General features: G+C 44.6%; 15 protein-coding genes and 1 pseudogene. 12 read left to right on the plus strand and 4 right to left on the minus strand.

Annotated elements, in window-relative coordinates; genetic code table 11:
- Positions 1-7: 7 nt before the first annotated feature.
- Positions 8-2,317, minus strand: coding sequence for a molybdopterin-dependent oxidoreductase (locus tag L1D60_RS19915; protein WP_239842605.1), 2,310 nt, complete (start codon positions 2,315-2,317; stop codon positions 8-10).
- Between the two features lie 327 nt (positions 2,318-2,644).
- On the opposite strand from L1D60_RS19915, the gene folK reads away from it, so the two are divergent.
- From folK to L1D60_RS19970, 12 genes and pseudogenes are all read left to right on the plus strand, one after another.
- On the plus strand, positions 2,645-3,142 hold the full coding sequence (gene folK, locus L1D60_RS19920; protein ID WP_239842606.1) for a 2-amino-4-hydroxy-6-hydroxymethyldihydropteridine diphosphokinase: 498 nt from the start codon (positions 2,645-2,647) through the stop codon (positions 3,140-3,142).
- Between the two features lie 112 nt (positions 3,143-3,254).
- Positions 3,255-3,632, plus strand: coding sequence for a dihydroneopterin triphosphate 2'-epimerase (folX, locus tag L1D60_RS19925; protein ID WP_239842608.1), 378 nt, complete (start codon positions 3,255-3,257; stop codon positions 3,630-3,632).
- 11 nt (positions 3,633-3,643) lie between these two features.
- Positions 3,644-4,282, plus strand: coding sequence for a GTP cyclohydrolase I FolE (gene folE, locus L1D60_RS19930; protein ID WP_239842609.1), 639 nt, complete (start codon positions 3,644-3,646; stop codon positions 4,280-4,282).
- Complete coding sequence (folM, locus tag L1D60_RS19935; protein ID WP_239842610.1) at positions 4,279-4,995, plus strand: dihydromonapterin reductase; 717 nt, start codon at positions 4,279-4,281, stop codon at positions 4,993-4,995. Before folE ends, folM begins: the two co-directional genes overlap by 4 nt.
- A 403-nt stretch (positions 4,996-5,398) precedes the next feature.
- Positions 5,399-5,749 carry a phasin family protein gene (locus L1D60_RS19940; RefSeq protein ID WP_004738385.1) on the plus strand — a complete coding sequence of 117 codons (351 nt, stop codon included), beginning with the start codon at positions 5,399-5,401 and terminating at the stop codon, positions 5,747-5,749.
- An 80-nt stretch (positions 5,750-5,829) separates the two neighbouring features.
- Entirely contained in the window at positions 5,830-7,587 is a 1,758-nt protein-coding gene (phaC, locus tag L1D60_RS19945) for a class I poly(R)-hydroxyalkanoic acid synthase (RefSeq protein ID WP_239842611.1), read from the plus strand.
- On the plus strand, positions 7,587-7,985 hold the full coding sequence (locus tag L1D60_RS19950) for a MaoC family dehydratase (RefSeq protein ID WP_239842612.1): 399 nt from the start codon (positions 7,587-7,589) through the stop codon (positions 7,983-7,985). Before phaC ends, L1D60_RS19950 begins: the two co-directional genes overlap by 1 nt.
- A gap of 358 nt (positions 7,986-8,343) precedes the next feature.
- On the plus strand, positions 8,344-8,826 hold the full coding sequence (locus L1D60_RS19955) for a tetratricopeptide repeat protein (RefSeq protein WP_239842613.1): 483 nt from the start codon (positions 8,344-8,346) through the stop codon (positions 8,824-8,826).
- 45 nt (positions 8,827-8,871) lie between these two features.
- A pseudogene (locus tag L1D60_RS23605) lies at positions 8,872-8,968 on the plus strand (amino acid ABC transporter ATP-binding protein); the annotation flags it as partial.
- Between the two features lie 229 nt (positions 8,969-9,197).
- Positions 9,198-9,854 carry a hypothetical protein gene (locus L1D60_RS19960; protein WP_239842614.1) on the plus strand — a complete coding sequence of 219 codons (657 nt, stop codon included), beginning with the start codon at positions 9,198-9,200 and terminating at the stop codon, positions 9,852-9,854.
- A gap of 134 nt (positions 9,855-9,988) precedes the next feature.
- Complete coding sequence (locus L1D60_RS19965) at positions 9,989-10,381, plus strand: hypothetical protein (RefSeq protein ID WP_239842615.1); 393 nt, start codon at positions 9,989-9,991, stop codon at positions 10,379-10,381.
- Between the two features lie 17 nt (positions 10,382-10,398).
- Positions 10,399-10,776, plus strand: coding sequence for a hypothetical protein (locus L1D60_RS19970; protein WP_239842616.1), 378 nt, complete (start codon positions 10,399-10,401; stop codon positions 10,774-10,776).
- A gap of 269 nt (positions 10,777-11,045) precedes the next feature.
- Here L1D60_RS19970 and L1D60_RS19975 read toward each other — a convergent pair whose 3' ends face one another.
- The 3 genes from L1D60_RS19975 to dctP are packed head-to-tail and all read right to left on the minus strand — an operon-like array spanning position 11,046 to position 13,888.
- The gene (locus tag L1D60_RS19975) at positions 11,046-12,341 is read right to left on the minus strand and encodes a TRAP transporter large permease (protein ID WP_239842617.1); all 1,296 of its coding nucleotides are present in this window, start codon (positions 12,339-12,341) and stop codon (positions 11,046-11,048) included.
- A complete protein-coding gene (locus tag L1D60_RS19980; RefSeq protein ID WP_239842619.1) occupies positions 12,338-12,868 on the minus strand; it encodes a TRAP transporter small permease subunit in 531 nt (176 codons plus the stop codon). Before L1D60_RS19980 ends, L1D60_RS19975 begins: the two co-directional genes overlap by 4 nt.
- Before the next feature lie 15 nt (positions 12,869-12,883).
- A complete protein-coding gene (gene dctP, locus L1D60_RS19985) occupies positions 12,884-13,888 on the minus strand; it encodes a TRAP transporter substrate-binding protein DctP (protein WP_239842620.1) in 1,005 nt (334 codons plus the stop codon).
- Between the last annotated feature and the right edge of the window lie 67 nt (positions 13,889-13,955).

Genomic DNA, 13,955 nt, shown 5'->3' on the forward strand with positions numbered 1-13,955 from the left:
AAGTTCGCTACTCGACTGACATCTCCGGCGAGTCAAATACAGTTATCTCCGGCAAATCACCCTCAAATTTCTCTATATTGACCAACGCGCTGTGAGCGGCAGTACTTTGTGACAGCTTCGATGTCCGTTTATCGTGAGTGAGAACATTCGGGTTACCATGCTTATCAAGGCTGCCTTTTTCACTTGGATTCATCGGGTCATACCATGAACCAGTACACAGATAGATGGTTCTTTCTCGAATGTCTTCAGTCACAACCGCACCCGCTAGACACTCACCTCGTTCATTAAAGACCTTAACAATATCGCCGTCTTCAATGCCTCGTGCCTTCGCATCTACCGGATTGATCATCACTGGCTCACGCCCTTTAATCTTGGCATTTCGGCTGTAACTACCGGAGTCGAGTTGGCTATGCAGCTTTGTTTTCGGCTGCCCTGAAATCATATGCAGCGGGAAGGTTTCCGCTTGTTTTGATTTCAACCATTCTGTCGGAGGTAGCCAAGTAAACTGCCCTGGACAATCATCGTATCCAAACGAAGCAATACGTTCGCTGTAAAGCTCGATCTTACCACTTGGTGTCGTCAATGGATGCAAATCTGGGTCTTGCCTAAAGTCGGCAAGCAATACGGTGTCTGGGTTCGGATCTGCGAATTCGATAACGTCCCCATTCAAAAACGTTTCAAAATCGGGAAGATCAACACCTAAGTTTTTCGACTCAGGGATAAGCTTTTGCCACATGCTCTCAAGCCATTGACGTGAGGTCTTGTTTTGCGTGAAGTCCTCTTCGATATCCAAGCGCTTTGCGATCTCGGTGAAAATATCAAACTCGTCTCGAGCTTCGCCAACGGGCTCAACGACTCTAGGCATAGGGATCAAGCTATTGTCACGCGAGCCTGCACCGATATCTTCTCGTTCAAGTGTTGTCGTTACCGGTAATACTATATCGGCAAACCTTGCCGTTGACGTCCAGTTGATTTCATTAACAATGATGGTTTCAGGTTGCTGGAATGCCTCAATTAAGCGGTTAATGTCTTGATGATGGTGAAACGGATTACCACCAGCCCACCAAACCATACGAACATCTGGATACGTCAAGTTCATACCGTTGTATTGATATTCTGCCCCTGGGTTAAGCAACATATCGGAAATACACGCCACCGGAATAAAAGCGTCGACGTTATTTTTACGCTGTGGGAACGCAGGCCAGCGAATAGGACGATGCATCAATCCAATCCCACCGTCAGAACCGTAGGCGATAGCGTAGCCACCGCCAGGTAAGCCAATTTGACCAAGCATAGAAGCTAGTGTGATCGTTCCCCAAAGAGTCTGCTCACCATGCTCTGTTCTCTGAACCCCTGCCGCTGTGCAGATAAAGGTGCGAGATTTGGCCATCTGACGAGCGAGCTTCTTTATACGTTCTGTAGGAATTTCTGATAAAGCACTCGCCCACTCTGCTGTCTTAGCGACGCCGTCTTTCTCACCAAGCAGGTACGCCTTAACTTCATCAAACCCAACCGTATATTTGTCAAGGAATGCCTTGTCATGAAGATCTTCAACGAGCAAGGTATGTGCAAGCCCCAACATGAGTGCTGAATCAGATCCCGGGACTGCAGCTAGCCATTCCGCTTCAATTTCTGCCGGAGAATCTGAACGACACGGATTAATGTCTATAAACTCAACACCCGCTTTGCGACAGGCCAGTAGTTCGTCTTTCAATCGGTGACGTGTACAACCGCCAGGAGACACTTGAGCGCTCTTAAGTGGTACACCACCAAACATAACGACCAATTCGCCCTCTTTGGCAATCGTTGACCAGCGCGTTGCAGTAGAAGTTAGTTTATTAAAGTCACCAACAATATGTGGCAACAGAACAAGCGCCGTGTTGTAGCTGTAATTGCCTTCGCTACTTACAAATCCACCAGCACAAGTTAAGAAACGCTTAAGCTGGCTTTGAGCATGGTGAAAGCGGCCAGCGCTACCCCAACCATAAGAGCCGCCAAATATCGCTTCATTGCCGTGCTCATTACGAGTGGATTTAACCGTTTTACTGATAAGGTCGAAGGCTGTTTCCCAAGAAACCTCAACAAAAGGCTCTTGGCCTCGTGTGTTGTTTTTATGTTGTGGCCCGTTTTCAAGATAGCTCTTACGAACAGCCGGTTTCTTTATTCTGGCAGTTCCATAAAGAGAGCTGCGCATGTTGTCATTGATAGGTGAAGGGTCCGTATCAAATGGGTGTGCACTGACGCGAACTAATTTGCCGTCCTTGACCTCTGCAATCCCTGCCCCCCAGTGACTGGAGGTTGTGTACTTTTTCGTCATATTGCTACTTATTAAATGATTAGATCGCTGCTATCTCCGCTGTATTGGCTCGCAACGCTTGTCACAGATACCTAACAGATAGATACCTAACAAAAGGCTTTGTCTGAAGTTTACCCTTGTGGAACACAATTGTTCCAGACCTCATTCAGGATATTTCAGAATACGTTATTACCAATAATCCAGTGAGTAAAGACAAGACCCAAACAAGATGGTTTTAATTGCATCGAAGCCTTATTTTCTTTGACTCTATAGACACCCAAAAGATACACACCTGATCTTAACTACCAATTGAAACGTAACTGGTTGCCTAAAAAGGAAGAGATGACTATGGCCACCGTTTATCTAAGCATCGGAAGTAACATCAACCGCGAACATCACACCACAGAGGCTCTCAAAGCTCTGGAGGATAGCTTCGCCCCTCTACAGATATCTAGATTCTACGATTGTGTGCCTGTGGGTTTTGAAGGTGACAACTTCCTAAACCTAGTCGTTGGGTTTGAATGTGACCTACCTGTGACAGCGCTTTCTAAAGTCCTGCGTCAGATCGAATTAGATAATGGTCGTCAGCGTGAGACCAAAGCGTATGCAGCGCGAACGATGGATATCGACATCCTTCTCTACGACGATCTGGTCGGCATCATTGATGGAGTGGAATTGCCTAGAGGTGAAATCACAGAATACGCCTTTGTGCTTCGACCACTCGTCGATATTGCGCCCCAAAAACGCCACCCCACTTTAGACCTTTCCTTTCAGCAGCTCTGGGACAACTTCGACCAATTGAGTCAGAAAACCAACCCCATCCCTTTTAAGCTCGATTTCACATAGCTCTTGTAAACACTTTGAGAAGGACGCTGACCACTGAATCGCCTGAGTTTTATTGATCTTTTATCAAAACAAGCACGTAACTGACTTCACTTTCTAAGGATTGGACATTGTTATGAATCACAACGCCATTATCACCATTACAAATCTCAGACTAAGAACCTTCATCGGCTTCAACGAAGAAGAAAAAACCAAACAGCAAGACATCGTTATCAACGCGGAGATTCACTATCCAGCCAACAACTTGTGTCTCGCTGATGATGTGGACAACGCGCTCAACTACAAAAACATTTGCAAGAAGATCATTCAACACGTTGAATCTGGACGATTCTTGCTTCTAGAAAAATTAACCAGTGACGTACTTGGCATCTGTATTGACCATTCGTGGGTACGATACGCTCAAGTGAGAATCGACAAGCCTCATGCACTGCGTTTCGCAGATTCTGTTTCGCTCACCCTGAGCTATGAAGCAGACCAAGACAACAATTCATAAGGAGTGAGGCAATGTTAAGCACAGAAGCAGAAAAAGTAAGAGACGCCTTGCTCGCCAAAGGGCTTGAGACGCCAATGACACCGAGCGAAATGAACAGTGATCAAAAATACAATCGCATCAAAGGACTGCTAACTGAAGTAGTGAGCACACTAGGGTTGGACCTAACCGATGACAGTCTCGCAGAAACGCCACATCGTATTGCAAAGATGTATGTCCACGAAATCTTTTCGGGGTTAGACTACAACAACTTCCCTAAAATCAGCGTCATAGATAACAAAATGTCGGTCGATGAAATGGTTAAGGTATCCGACATTGACTTAACATCGACGTGCGAACACCACTTCATCACCATTGACGGTTTAGCGCAAGTTGCCTACATCCCTGAATCTAAAATACTCGGGCTGTCCAAAATCAATCGTATCGTTCGATTTTTTGCTCAGCGTCCGCAAGTGCAAGAGCGCCTGACACAACAAGTCTTAGTCGCGATACAGACTCTCGTTGAGACAAAGAACGTTGCTGTGACCATCAAAGCCACTCACTACTGCGTGAAATCCAGAGGCGTTATGGATGCCAACTCTGAAACTACGACAACTGCATTAGGCGGAATCTTTAAGACTAACCCTCAAACCAGAGCAGAGTTTTTACGATGAGTGAGACGATTCTAATAACCGGCGTGGGCAAACGTCTTGGGTTCGCGCTAGCACAGCAACTCTTGTCGGATGGATACAAAGTGATCGGGACGTACCGAAGCGACTATCCTCAATTGCAACAACTGCGCGACAAAGGGGCTGACTTGCAACTGGTAGATTTTTACCAGCCAAGCAGCCTAGAAGGTTTTCTTCATTATGTTGGTGAAGAATACCGGGCACTTCGAGCGGTCATACATAACGCGTCTGATTGGAAGCCCGAAAACAAGCAAAACCCGAGTGAAAACGCTCCACAAATCATGAATCAGATGATGACGGTTCATGTAACAGCACCTTATTTGGTTAATCTCGCGCTCAAAGAACAACTAATAGCTGGTGATACAACCTCAGACATCATCCACATCAGTGATTACGTCGCGGAGAAAGGCAGCAAAAAACACATCGCGTACGCAGCAAGTAAAGCTGCGCTCAACAACCTAACGCTTTCGTTTTCTGCCATGCTGGCTCCCAAGGTGAAGGTAAACACCGTCTCTCCGGCTATGATTAAATTCAATGATCATGATGACGACGCATACAAAGCTAAAGCTCTGCAAAAGGCCTTAATTCCCGCGGAGGCAGGCTTTGAAGAAGTGATAGCGGGCATCAAGTATGTGTTGGCCAGTGACTACATGACAGGGAGAACGTTGCACCTTGATGGCGGCAGACATTTGAAGTGAATTCTCCGTCGACGGGTTACAAAGCTCCCCGAAAGAGCTCATATCCAAAAACCAACACGACCGATCCAGACCTCACAGGACACGCTAAACTCAGTCAGCCAAAGTGACCGTGCTCACATTTTCGCCAATTCATCGACTGAATTAGGCAAGCTGTATAAAACGCGGCTCATATCAAACACCCCTTGGATCCACCCACCTGTTTAGGGGTTTGAGCACTTAAACAGAAAATTCAAACAAATGTTTAAATCCATCGATTTTTGGAGCAATTTTCCACTCATTTAACAGGATGACTTTCGCTTTGATCTTGATCAATATGTTAACTGTTGCGCAACATTTCGAACAATAACTTGCATGGGAAGTGAACACTCACTTCCCCTATTTGCTTAGTACAAGGAATGAAACTATGTCTACTCAGGAAACATTTAAAGCCTTCACGTCACAGCTAGAGTCTGTAACTAACCCGTTCTACAACTTCAATCAGCTAGTAACAAAAAACATCGAGACACTGACCAAGATTCAACTTGATAGCCTGCAAGCATACAGCGCGCTTGGCAATGAATCTTTGCAAAGCCTCGCATCATTAAAGCAGCCGCAAGACATCCCTGCATACGGCTCAAAACAGATGGAAGTGGCAAGTAAAATTTCACAGCAGCTAATGGAAGATAGCCAAAAGCTGACTCAACTTGGTCAAGATTTTAAATCTGCCGCTGATGAGCTGACGGCTTCTGCGGTTAAAACCGCGAAAAGTGCTTAATTTATTGTTTGTCGGTTGATGGCGAAGCACAACAATCAGCATCGCCATCTCTCAGCATCACTTCTTACAAGGATGTCAGAATGGAAAATAAATCGCCCTTTGAAGGTATGATGAATCTTATGTCCCAATATGGGCAAGCATGGATGGACAACCTAGGTCAGCCAACACAATCCACACTGATGAAAACCCAATCAGAAGACTTTTCAAAGTGGGCAAATTCAATGGTGCAAAACCCAACTAATCTGGTCGAACAGCAGATGAATTGGTGGACACAACAAGTCAGTCTGCTCAACGATTGTATTCTTGGCACCCAAGAACAAACCAAAGAGACCGATCGCCGCTTCCGTGACCCAGCTTGGAACGATACACCGCTTTATCGCTACATCAAAGAGAGCTACAAGCTTGCCTGTGACAACATTCAGCAATCAGTAGAAAACAGTGAGGACTTGGATGACGAAACCAAAACACGCCTCTCATTTTTCACTCGTCAGTACCTCAATGCCATGTCGCCAAGTAACTTTGTTGCGACCAACCCCGAGATACTCAAGCTAACCATGGACAGTAACGGTGAAAACCTTATCCAAGGAATGAAGCAGTTTCGTCAAGACTTAGAGCAAAGTGCCGACATCCTCAACATTCGCATGACGGATAAGAACCAGTTCACTTTGGGTGAGAACATTGCTTCGACTCCAGGAAAGATCGTGTTCCAAAATGAGATGTTTGAGCTGATTCAATACAAACCAACCACAAAGCAAGTCTATAAACGTCCAACACTGATCGTACCGCCCTTCGTGAACAAGTATTACATCATGGACGTTAACCCCGAGACCTCTTACGTAAAATGGTTGGTCAGCCAAGGTCACACGGTGTTTATGATCTCTTGGGTAAACCCGAATGCACAAATGCGAGATGTCGACTTCGGCAACTACGTTACTCAAGGCGTATTACCCGCGCTTGATGCAATTGAAAATGTTACCGGCGAGCGCGAAGTCAATGGCATTGGCTACTGCATTGGAGGCACAACCTTAGTCGCAGCCATGGCTTACCTCTCCGGCAAACGCCGCAAGCAACGCATTAAGTCGGTCACTTTACTCACCACCATTCTCGACTTCACTAAACCCGGTGAGCTAGGTGTGTTCATCAATGACCCAATCATCAGCAGCATTGAAGCACAAAACAACCAACGCGGTTATATGGACGGTCGCCAAATGGCAGTGTCATTTAGTCTGCTCCGTGAAAACAGTCTGTATTGGAACTACTACATCTCCAACTACTTGAAAGGCGAAAGCCCAATGGCGTTTGACCTGCTCTACTGGAACTGTGACAACACCAACGTGACCGCCGCGACCCATAACCAACTGCTACGTCAGTGCTATCTTGAGAATCGACTCGCCAAAGGCGAACTGGTGATAGATGGCGTGACTATCGATTTGGGTAAGGTTAAGTCACCCGCCTACTTCCTATCTGCCATTGATGATCATATCGCCCTGTGGGATGGCAATTTTGAAGGCACTAAACTATTAGGTGGAGACAATAAGTTTGTACTTACGGAGAGCGGGCACATTGCTGGGCCAATGAATCACGCCGACTCAAATAAATACGGCTTCTGGACCAATGACAATAACGACCAAGCACCTTCTCAATGGCTTGCAAGTGCTGACAAACATCAAGGCTCATGGTGGTCACATTGGCAAAGCTGGGTTGATGAGCGTAACTTCTCTGAAATGATTCCAGCTCGTGAACTTGATGGTGAACTCGACGCACCGGGTAAATACGTGAAACAGCGCATTCAAGATGTCATCGCACAAGAAACAGAAATGGAAAAGGAGTCCGCGTAATGAAGCCAGAAATCGGCCAGACTGCCACCATAGAAAAGACCCTAGATAAACAAACCGTCGAAGCGTTTGCGAGCGTCTCGGAAGATAATAACCCAATCCACTTAGATGAAGATTTCGCTAAAACCACGCAATTTGAGCGCCCCATCGTACATGGCATGCTTGCATCTAGCCTTATCTCTGGCCTATTGGCCTCAAAAGTACCCGGAGCGGGCAGCATCTACTTAGGACAATCCTTGAAGTTTGTTCGCCCTATCTTTGTCGGCGAAACCGTCACGGCCAAAGTGGAAGTGACGAGCGTACGCGACGACAAGCCCATCGCAGTGATATCGACTCAAGTATTGAACGCGAACGGTGAAGTCGCAGTCGACGGCGAAGCAACAGTGATGTACTCCGTTTAGCCACTAAAACGCAAAGTTAAGATCTACATTCAGCGCATCTGGTTGGTTGAAAAAACGATCAATGGGTGCTGCTGGATTGCTTATGCCAAGTCATACAAACTCATTTCCAAATATCGACAGCGCCCTGTTCCTATTTAACATTTGAACTCATGCCACAGTGTTTAAGAGTTTTCCTCTACCCAGACTCTCACGCCTTTCTGATTCTATGTTCCTAACTAAATCATCATGAGATACCACTATTTGCAAATATATATTTCTAGTAATATTTCGATAACAAAGAGCTAGACAGAAGAGCCCTATATTTGCGTATAGAAACTTTCTGTTTAAGTGCTTTCAGATTATGCCTAAAGGGAAGACTATGGAAAGTATCATCAAACAAGCCATCGAACTACGGAAAGAATCCAAATACCAAGAATCGAGAGCATTACTTAAAACACTATTAAACGATGAAACTTTTGCTGCTAAAGCTCACTTGCAGATTGCTTGGTCATACGACAATGAGGGCAAAGAGCAAGTAGCGATTGAGCACTATCTATCTTCTCTTTCAGGTTCATTATCGTCAGTAGAAAGGTTTGATGCGTTATTTGGGTTAGCAAGTACTTATCGAAGTCTAGGCATGTATACGGAGGCACTAATCTACTTCGAGCAAACGCTAAGCGAGTATCCCAATTCAGTTGAAGTTCAGCCTTTCTATGCAATGTGCCTTTACAACTTGGGGCGCCATAAAGAAGCCACATCCCTACTCCTTGAACTTTTAGTATCAACCACTAATAGTGATGCTATTAAAGAGTATCAGCGCGCCATTACTTTATACGCTAAAGATTTAGATAGAACGTGGTGAATCGAAACCCAGCCATGCTAACTCAAGTACTAGCCCTAGCTTGAAATACTGCTCATAGCGCACAGAATGGAATTCGCGCGCCAAGTATCAGACCAATTCGTCTTCTTAGAAAAGGGAATATTGATAGAAAAACGCCCCCTAACAGTACTTCACCAACCCAGACTCAACAAGTCTAAGGCGATTTTTTAAAGCTAGACGCATTGTTAAAAAATTAACAGAGCAACAACCTGTGTCCACATAAGAGAAGAATATGCATGTCGATATATCATCGCTAATTTTTATGGGTTTATGATAACTTACTTGGAAGTCAGGCAAACAGAAAAACGAGAATGCCTGTTATTAAAAAATGTTAGTTGTATAAGGAGATTTTGGTGGTAATTAAAACAGTAGTTGGCTCTCTATATTATGCGTATAAGTATAAAAAACAAATAGCACAAGCGACGGTTATTCCAATACTACTCTCCATGATATTAGAGTGGTTACTAGCAAACATTACCACCGGATTTCTAGCTGTTATTCTGTTATTACCTCAGTTTGTCTTACCTGCGATAGTTGCGATAAATGTTCATCGGGTAGTAATCAGTGGTGACAACTCAGTACCTAAGTGGGGCCGATTCAAAATAGGAAAAATTGAACTTCGTTTCATAGGTTACTCAATGCTCATGATTACAGCATTTTTGCCTGTTGCTCTCTTATCTGCATTAGACGTGTCACCTGTTGTTACGCTGTCGCTTATACTTCTGGTCATACTTCCATTAATCTGTAGGCTTTCTATTATTTTCCCTGCTATAGCCGTTGGAAAAGACGTTTCACTGCAATATGCGTGGGAGGTTAGTAAAAGCAACACTCTCTATATATGCGGAGTAATGTTGCTTATGTTTTTATTGAGCATGCTTGTGATTATGCCAATTGCATTTTTATCGTCGTCTCAGCTACTCCTAGGAGTAATAGGTCAAATCGTAGGGATATTTATTATTGTTTCACTTTCCTTAACGTATAGTCATATTGTAAAGGTGAAACAAAACTAACAATCTGCTTAAGAAGAACTATCAACGCTCGGCAATTTTGGTTCTAGTTTGGTACAGTGTTTACGGCGGTTAGTGTGAGTGTCGTGCTATGCGTTGTTAGCCACTTAGCAGGGCGTTAGCTAGCAAGAGGGTATATGGAAATTAATACCGACTTTGAGAAGATGAACTTCCATGATGTATCTATCGAAGATGTTTCCAGAATTGACTCCAAGATTATCATCGCTCTCAGTGGTATTTTCATCAGTAAAGAGCATCCAAGTTCAAATGGAAGCGATCTCATTGTGCAAAATGGGGTGATGACTCTATACAATGTATCCAATGAAAAAAGTCTCACTTGGTTAAATAATGGTGCGCCTGTGAGCCACGAAACACCAGAGTACCCAATTGATGAAATCATGAATGCGAATTTTGATGGAAGCACATTCCACTTTAATGGCTTCAAGGAAATGGTGCCTTGGCATGAGTGGTTTATTCAGGCAACAAGTTTCAATTTGGTCGCCTTCGACATTATGGAGACAACTAGCTAATAGGCATTAGGTGAAATATGGATATGGTTAGCATTTCTGGTATCGAAGAACGAGTCAAAGGACAAACTCCCGATGTCCTGTCACTGAATTATGATTTGTCGATATTGCGCATCAAATTAGTTTTTCCGTCGGGTCAAATTGTTTACGTTACATGTGAAAATGTTGAAGGCTTTAAAGTTCTTGACGAAGGGCAGCTGCTAGAGTTTTGGGAGGGTTCAGCGATTCGGTATTTGCTGTTTCAAGTTAACACTAATGGCTGGCTAGCTTCGGAAAACAATCGTGAAACTGCACCGCTAATAGTAGAGGGCGGCGACCTAAAAGAATATATGCTGGCGGGGACTAATGAGTGCGTGAATATTTTGGCTTACACGCAACCATATGTGCAGTACGAATAGGTTTCACCTAATAAGCGTTTATTGCTTCAAGACCATTATCTCAGTCTATATCGGGCACGTTAAGCTTTAGTCTCTAACGCGTTTTTATCCAAACACCAACTAGAATCCCAAAAGTCAAAACCTGCAATGCAAAAACGCCTCCAAAAACGGAGGCATTTTTGTATCTAAATTTGGTTCGGATTAAATAGCACTCCGTTAGAAAACAATATTTTTTCTCTCAAAGCCTATTCGCTGCATCATCACTCGGACACCGTCCAGGTATACCAAAATCAAAGCAGTACGCTTGGTAGGTACAAGGAAAGACTCGGGATGAAGGTTACGATGAGCACCATAGGCAGATGTCCAAGCAGAATCAGCTTCATGGTTGGTTTAATGTATTTGTCGAGCGAGAGCTTGGCCACTCCCCCAGCCATGAAAAGCATAGGCGCGCATGGCGGTGAGATGTTCCCCAATCCCAAGTTAACGCCCACGATAGCAGCAAAATGAATCGGATCGATGCCTAGTGCCTTAATGATTGGCAGGAAAATAACCGCAGCAAGAATACTGCCGGAAATATCGTCTACTATCATGCCTATCAGCATCAACAACACATTGATCAATAAGAGTAATACCAATTTGTTATCGCTAATCTGCAGCAACGCATCCGCGATCTGATTCGGTATTTGCTGAAATACCATTGCGCGACTCATAACAAATAGAAAGAACAACACTGCGATAATGGATCCTGTCATCGCTACTGAACCGACAGTAATATCCATTAGCTGTTTAAAGCTGATGCCTTTGTACACCATAAGTCCAATGACAACTGAGTACACCACAGCAATAGATGCAGCCTCAGTCGGTGTCGCCAAGCCACTGTATATGGTGCCTAAAATAATGATAGGCATAAGAAGAGCGAACGTTGCTTTTCTTCCCGTTTGTTGGATATTTTGAAACTGAGCTTTATAAGACTTGGGTTTATGTACTTGGATACCCTGCTCATTTCTCAAAATAAAATGGTTGAGTACGCAATACCAGAGAGCGAGTAATAGCCCAGGAACTATGGTCGAAAGGAACGCTGCTCCTACAGAAATACCACTAGTAATCGAGAAAATGATCATAGGTATCGATGGTGGGATAAGCAACGCCAATACCGACGAACAGGCAACCAAACCAGTGGCGTGCCCTTCTGGGTAGCCCTCTTTGACCATTCGTGGAATCATGATTTTGCCAATAGCGGCAATAGCAGCCGTTGAACTTCCAGAAATAGCGCCAAACAGAGTACAACTGATCACGGTCACAGCTCCCAAACCGCCTTTGATGCGCCCAACGAACGCATTAATGAAGTTGAGAATACGTTCAGAGATGCCACTTTCGGCCATCACAAAACCGGAAAAGATAAACAATGGCAACGCTAACAGTGAAAAGCTAGCTACGGTGTTGTAACCATGCGGCAGCAAGAACGAGATGTTACTACCGGTGATATAAGAAAAGAGTAGTGCGCCAACCCCAAAAGCAAATGCGACAGGAACACCGATCAGCAGCAGCACGACTGTGACAGCCATTGCGAGAATAAATAAGGTCATGATCTGCCCTCCGGTTTAAACAGTTCGCGAACGTCACGACCAATATCAAGTAACAAATAGAGCGAAGAAAGGATAAAACCAAACACCATCGAAGAAGACCACACCCAGCGAGGCCACGCTAGGTTGGTGCTTAACCGCCCCCTGTCATAAATTTTCATCACATATTCCATAGCAAGATAAGAGAAGAACATCAGTGCGCTGAGAGAGACAAGATAGCCAAACAGCTTAATCAGCTCGATGGTCCTTGGATTGTCGACGATAAGGTGAATGACTCCCCCTGTGATATGCTCTTTCGTCTTAGTGGCATAGGCCATACCTGAAAAATAAACCCATACCCCAAGTAACAATGCGACTTCTTCGATACCAGTGAACGGAGAATCAAACACGTAGCGCAGGATTACTTGGAAGAACATCAATAGTGACAAGCTAATAACCGAGCTAATCATGATGAATCGCAGTAACATTTCTAAGAAATCACACACGCTGTAAAAAGCAGGCACATCACGTTGTGCAAGAGAGTCGTTCATAATTGCCTCACATCACTACTTCTGAACACCGGAGACGGAATAGACTTGATCCATGATGTCTTTACCTACCGTTTTCTCCATACTTGGCCATTCGTTGCTGTAAATACTGGCCTTCGCTTTATCCATTTGCGCGTCAGTAAGTGAGACTACTTTGATGCCCGCTCCTTTTACTTTCTTCAGGTAATCAGCATCAATTTGTTCTGCTTTTTGCCAAACAACTTGCATGGTTTTATCAGCCGCTTGTTGCATCTTGTTGCGTTCTTCGTCTGGCAATCCGTCCCACCAATCTTTGTTCACCAGAAAGAATCCTTGCTCAAAGTAATCTTTGGTAAGAATGTAAGTCTCTAGTACATCACGCATTTGCCAGATTTCGATCGAAGGACCAAATCCACGGCCATCAATCACGCCAAGTTGAAGAGAGGTGTACAACTCACCATAAGGCATAGGTACCGCTGAGAATCCCCAGTCTGCAAAACGGTCAACCGCGACAGGCACATCGACCGTACGAATTTTCAGCCCTTTGGTATCTTCTGGGAACTCGACAGGCACTTTCCCTACCCCTTTTCGGATAGCCATAGAACCAAAACCCGTCGGTACAATACCAAGTGCATGAAGGCCGATATCAGCGAAGATGTCGTTGTAAATATCGAGCATCCCACCTTTCAGACCATAGATCTGTTTAGCGCTGTTCCAATCGTCGGCAACGTAACCGAGCCAGGTCAGATCAAGGCGTTTATCGAACTCCGACGCACCAAATGAAATGGTCATCGGGATCACCCCATCAACCGCTTGCTCGAACTGAGACTGCCAATCACCGAGATCGCCCCCAGAGTGATATTGCGGTGTGTAATCAGAGCCTGTTTCCTTAAGCTCTTGCATGAAGGTCTCAGCGGCAAAGTTAAAGATGTGGTCGTTTGGATAAGCTTGAGCCAAAATGAAACGCTCAGCGGCTGCGTTAAATACCACACATGAACTGATCGCTGCGAGTGCTACTGACTTGAATAACTTGTTAGTTTTCATAGTTCCTTCCTTGTCAAAAAGACGGCTTAATAAGGCATTAAGCCGGTAGAAAGATGAGTTAGAACAA

Origin of the sequence: Vibrio sp. Isolate30 (assembly GCF_022397975.1) — a bacterium.
GTDB classification, from domain to species: domain Bacteria; phylum Pseudomonadota; class Gammaproteobacteria; order Enterobacterales; family Vibrionaceae; genus Vibrio; species Vibrio fortis.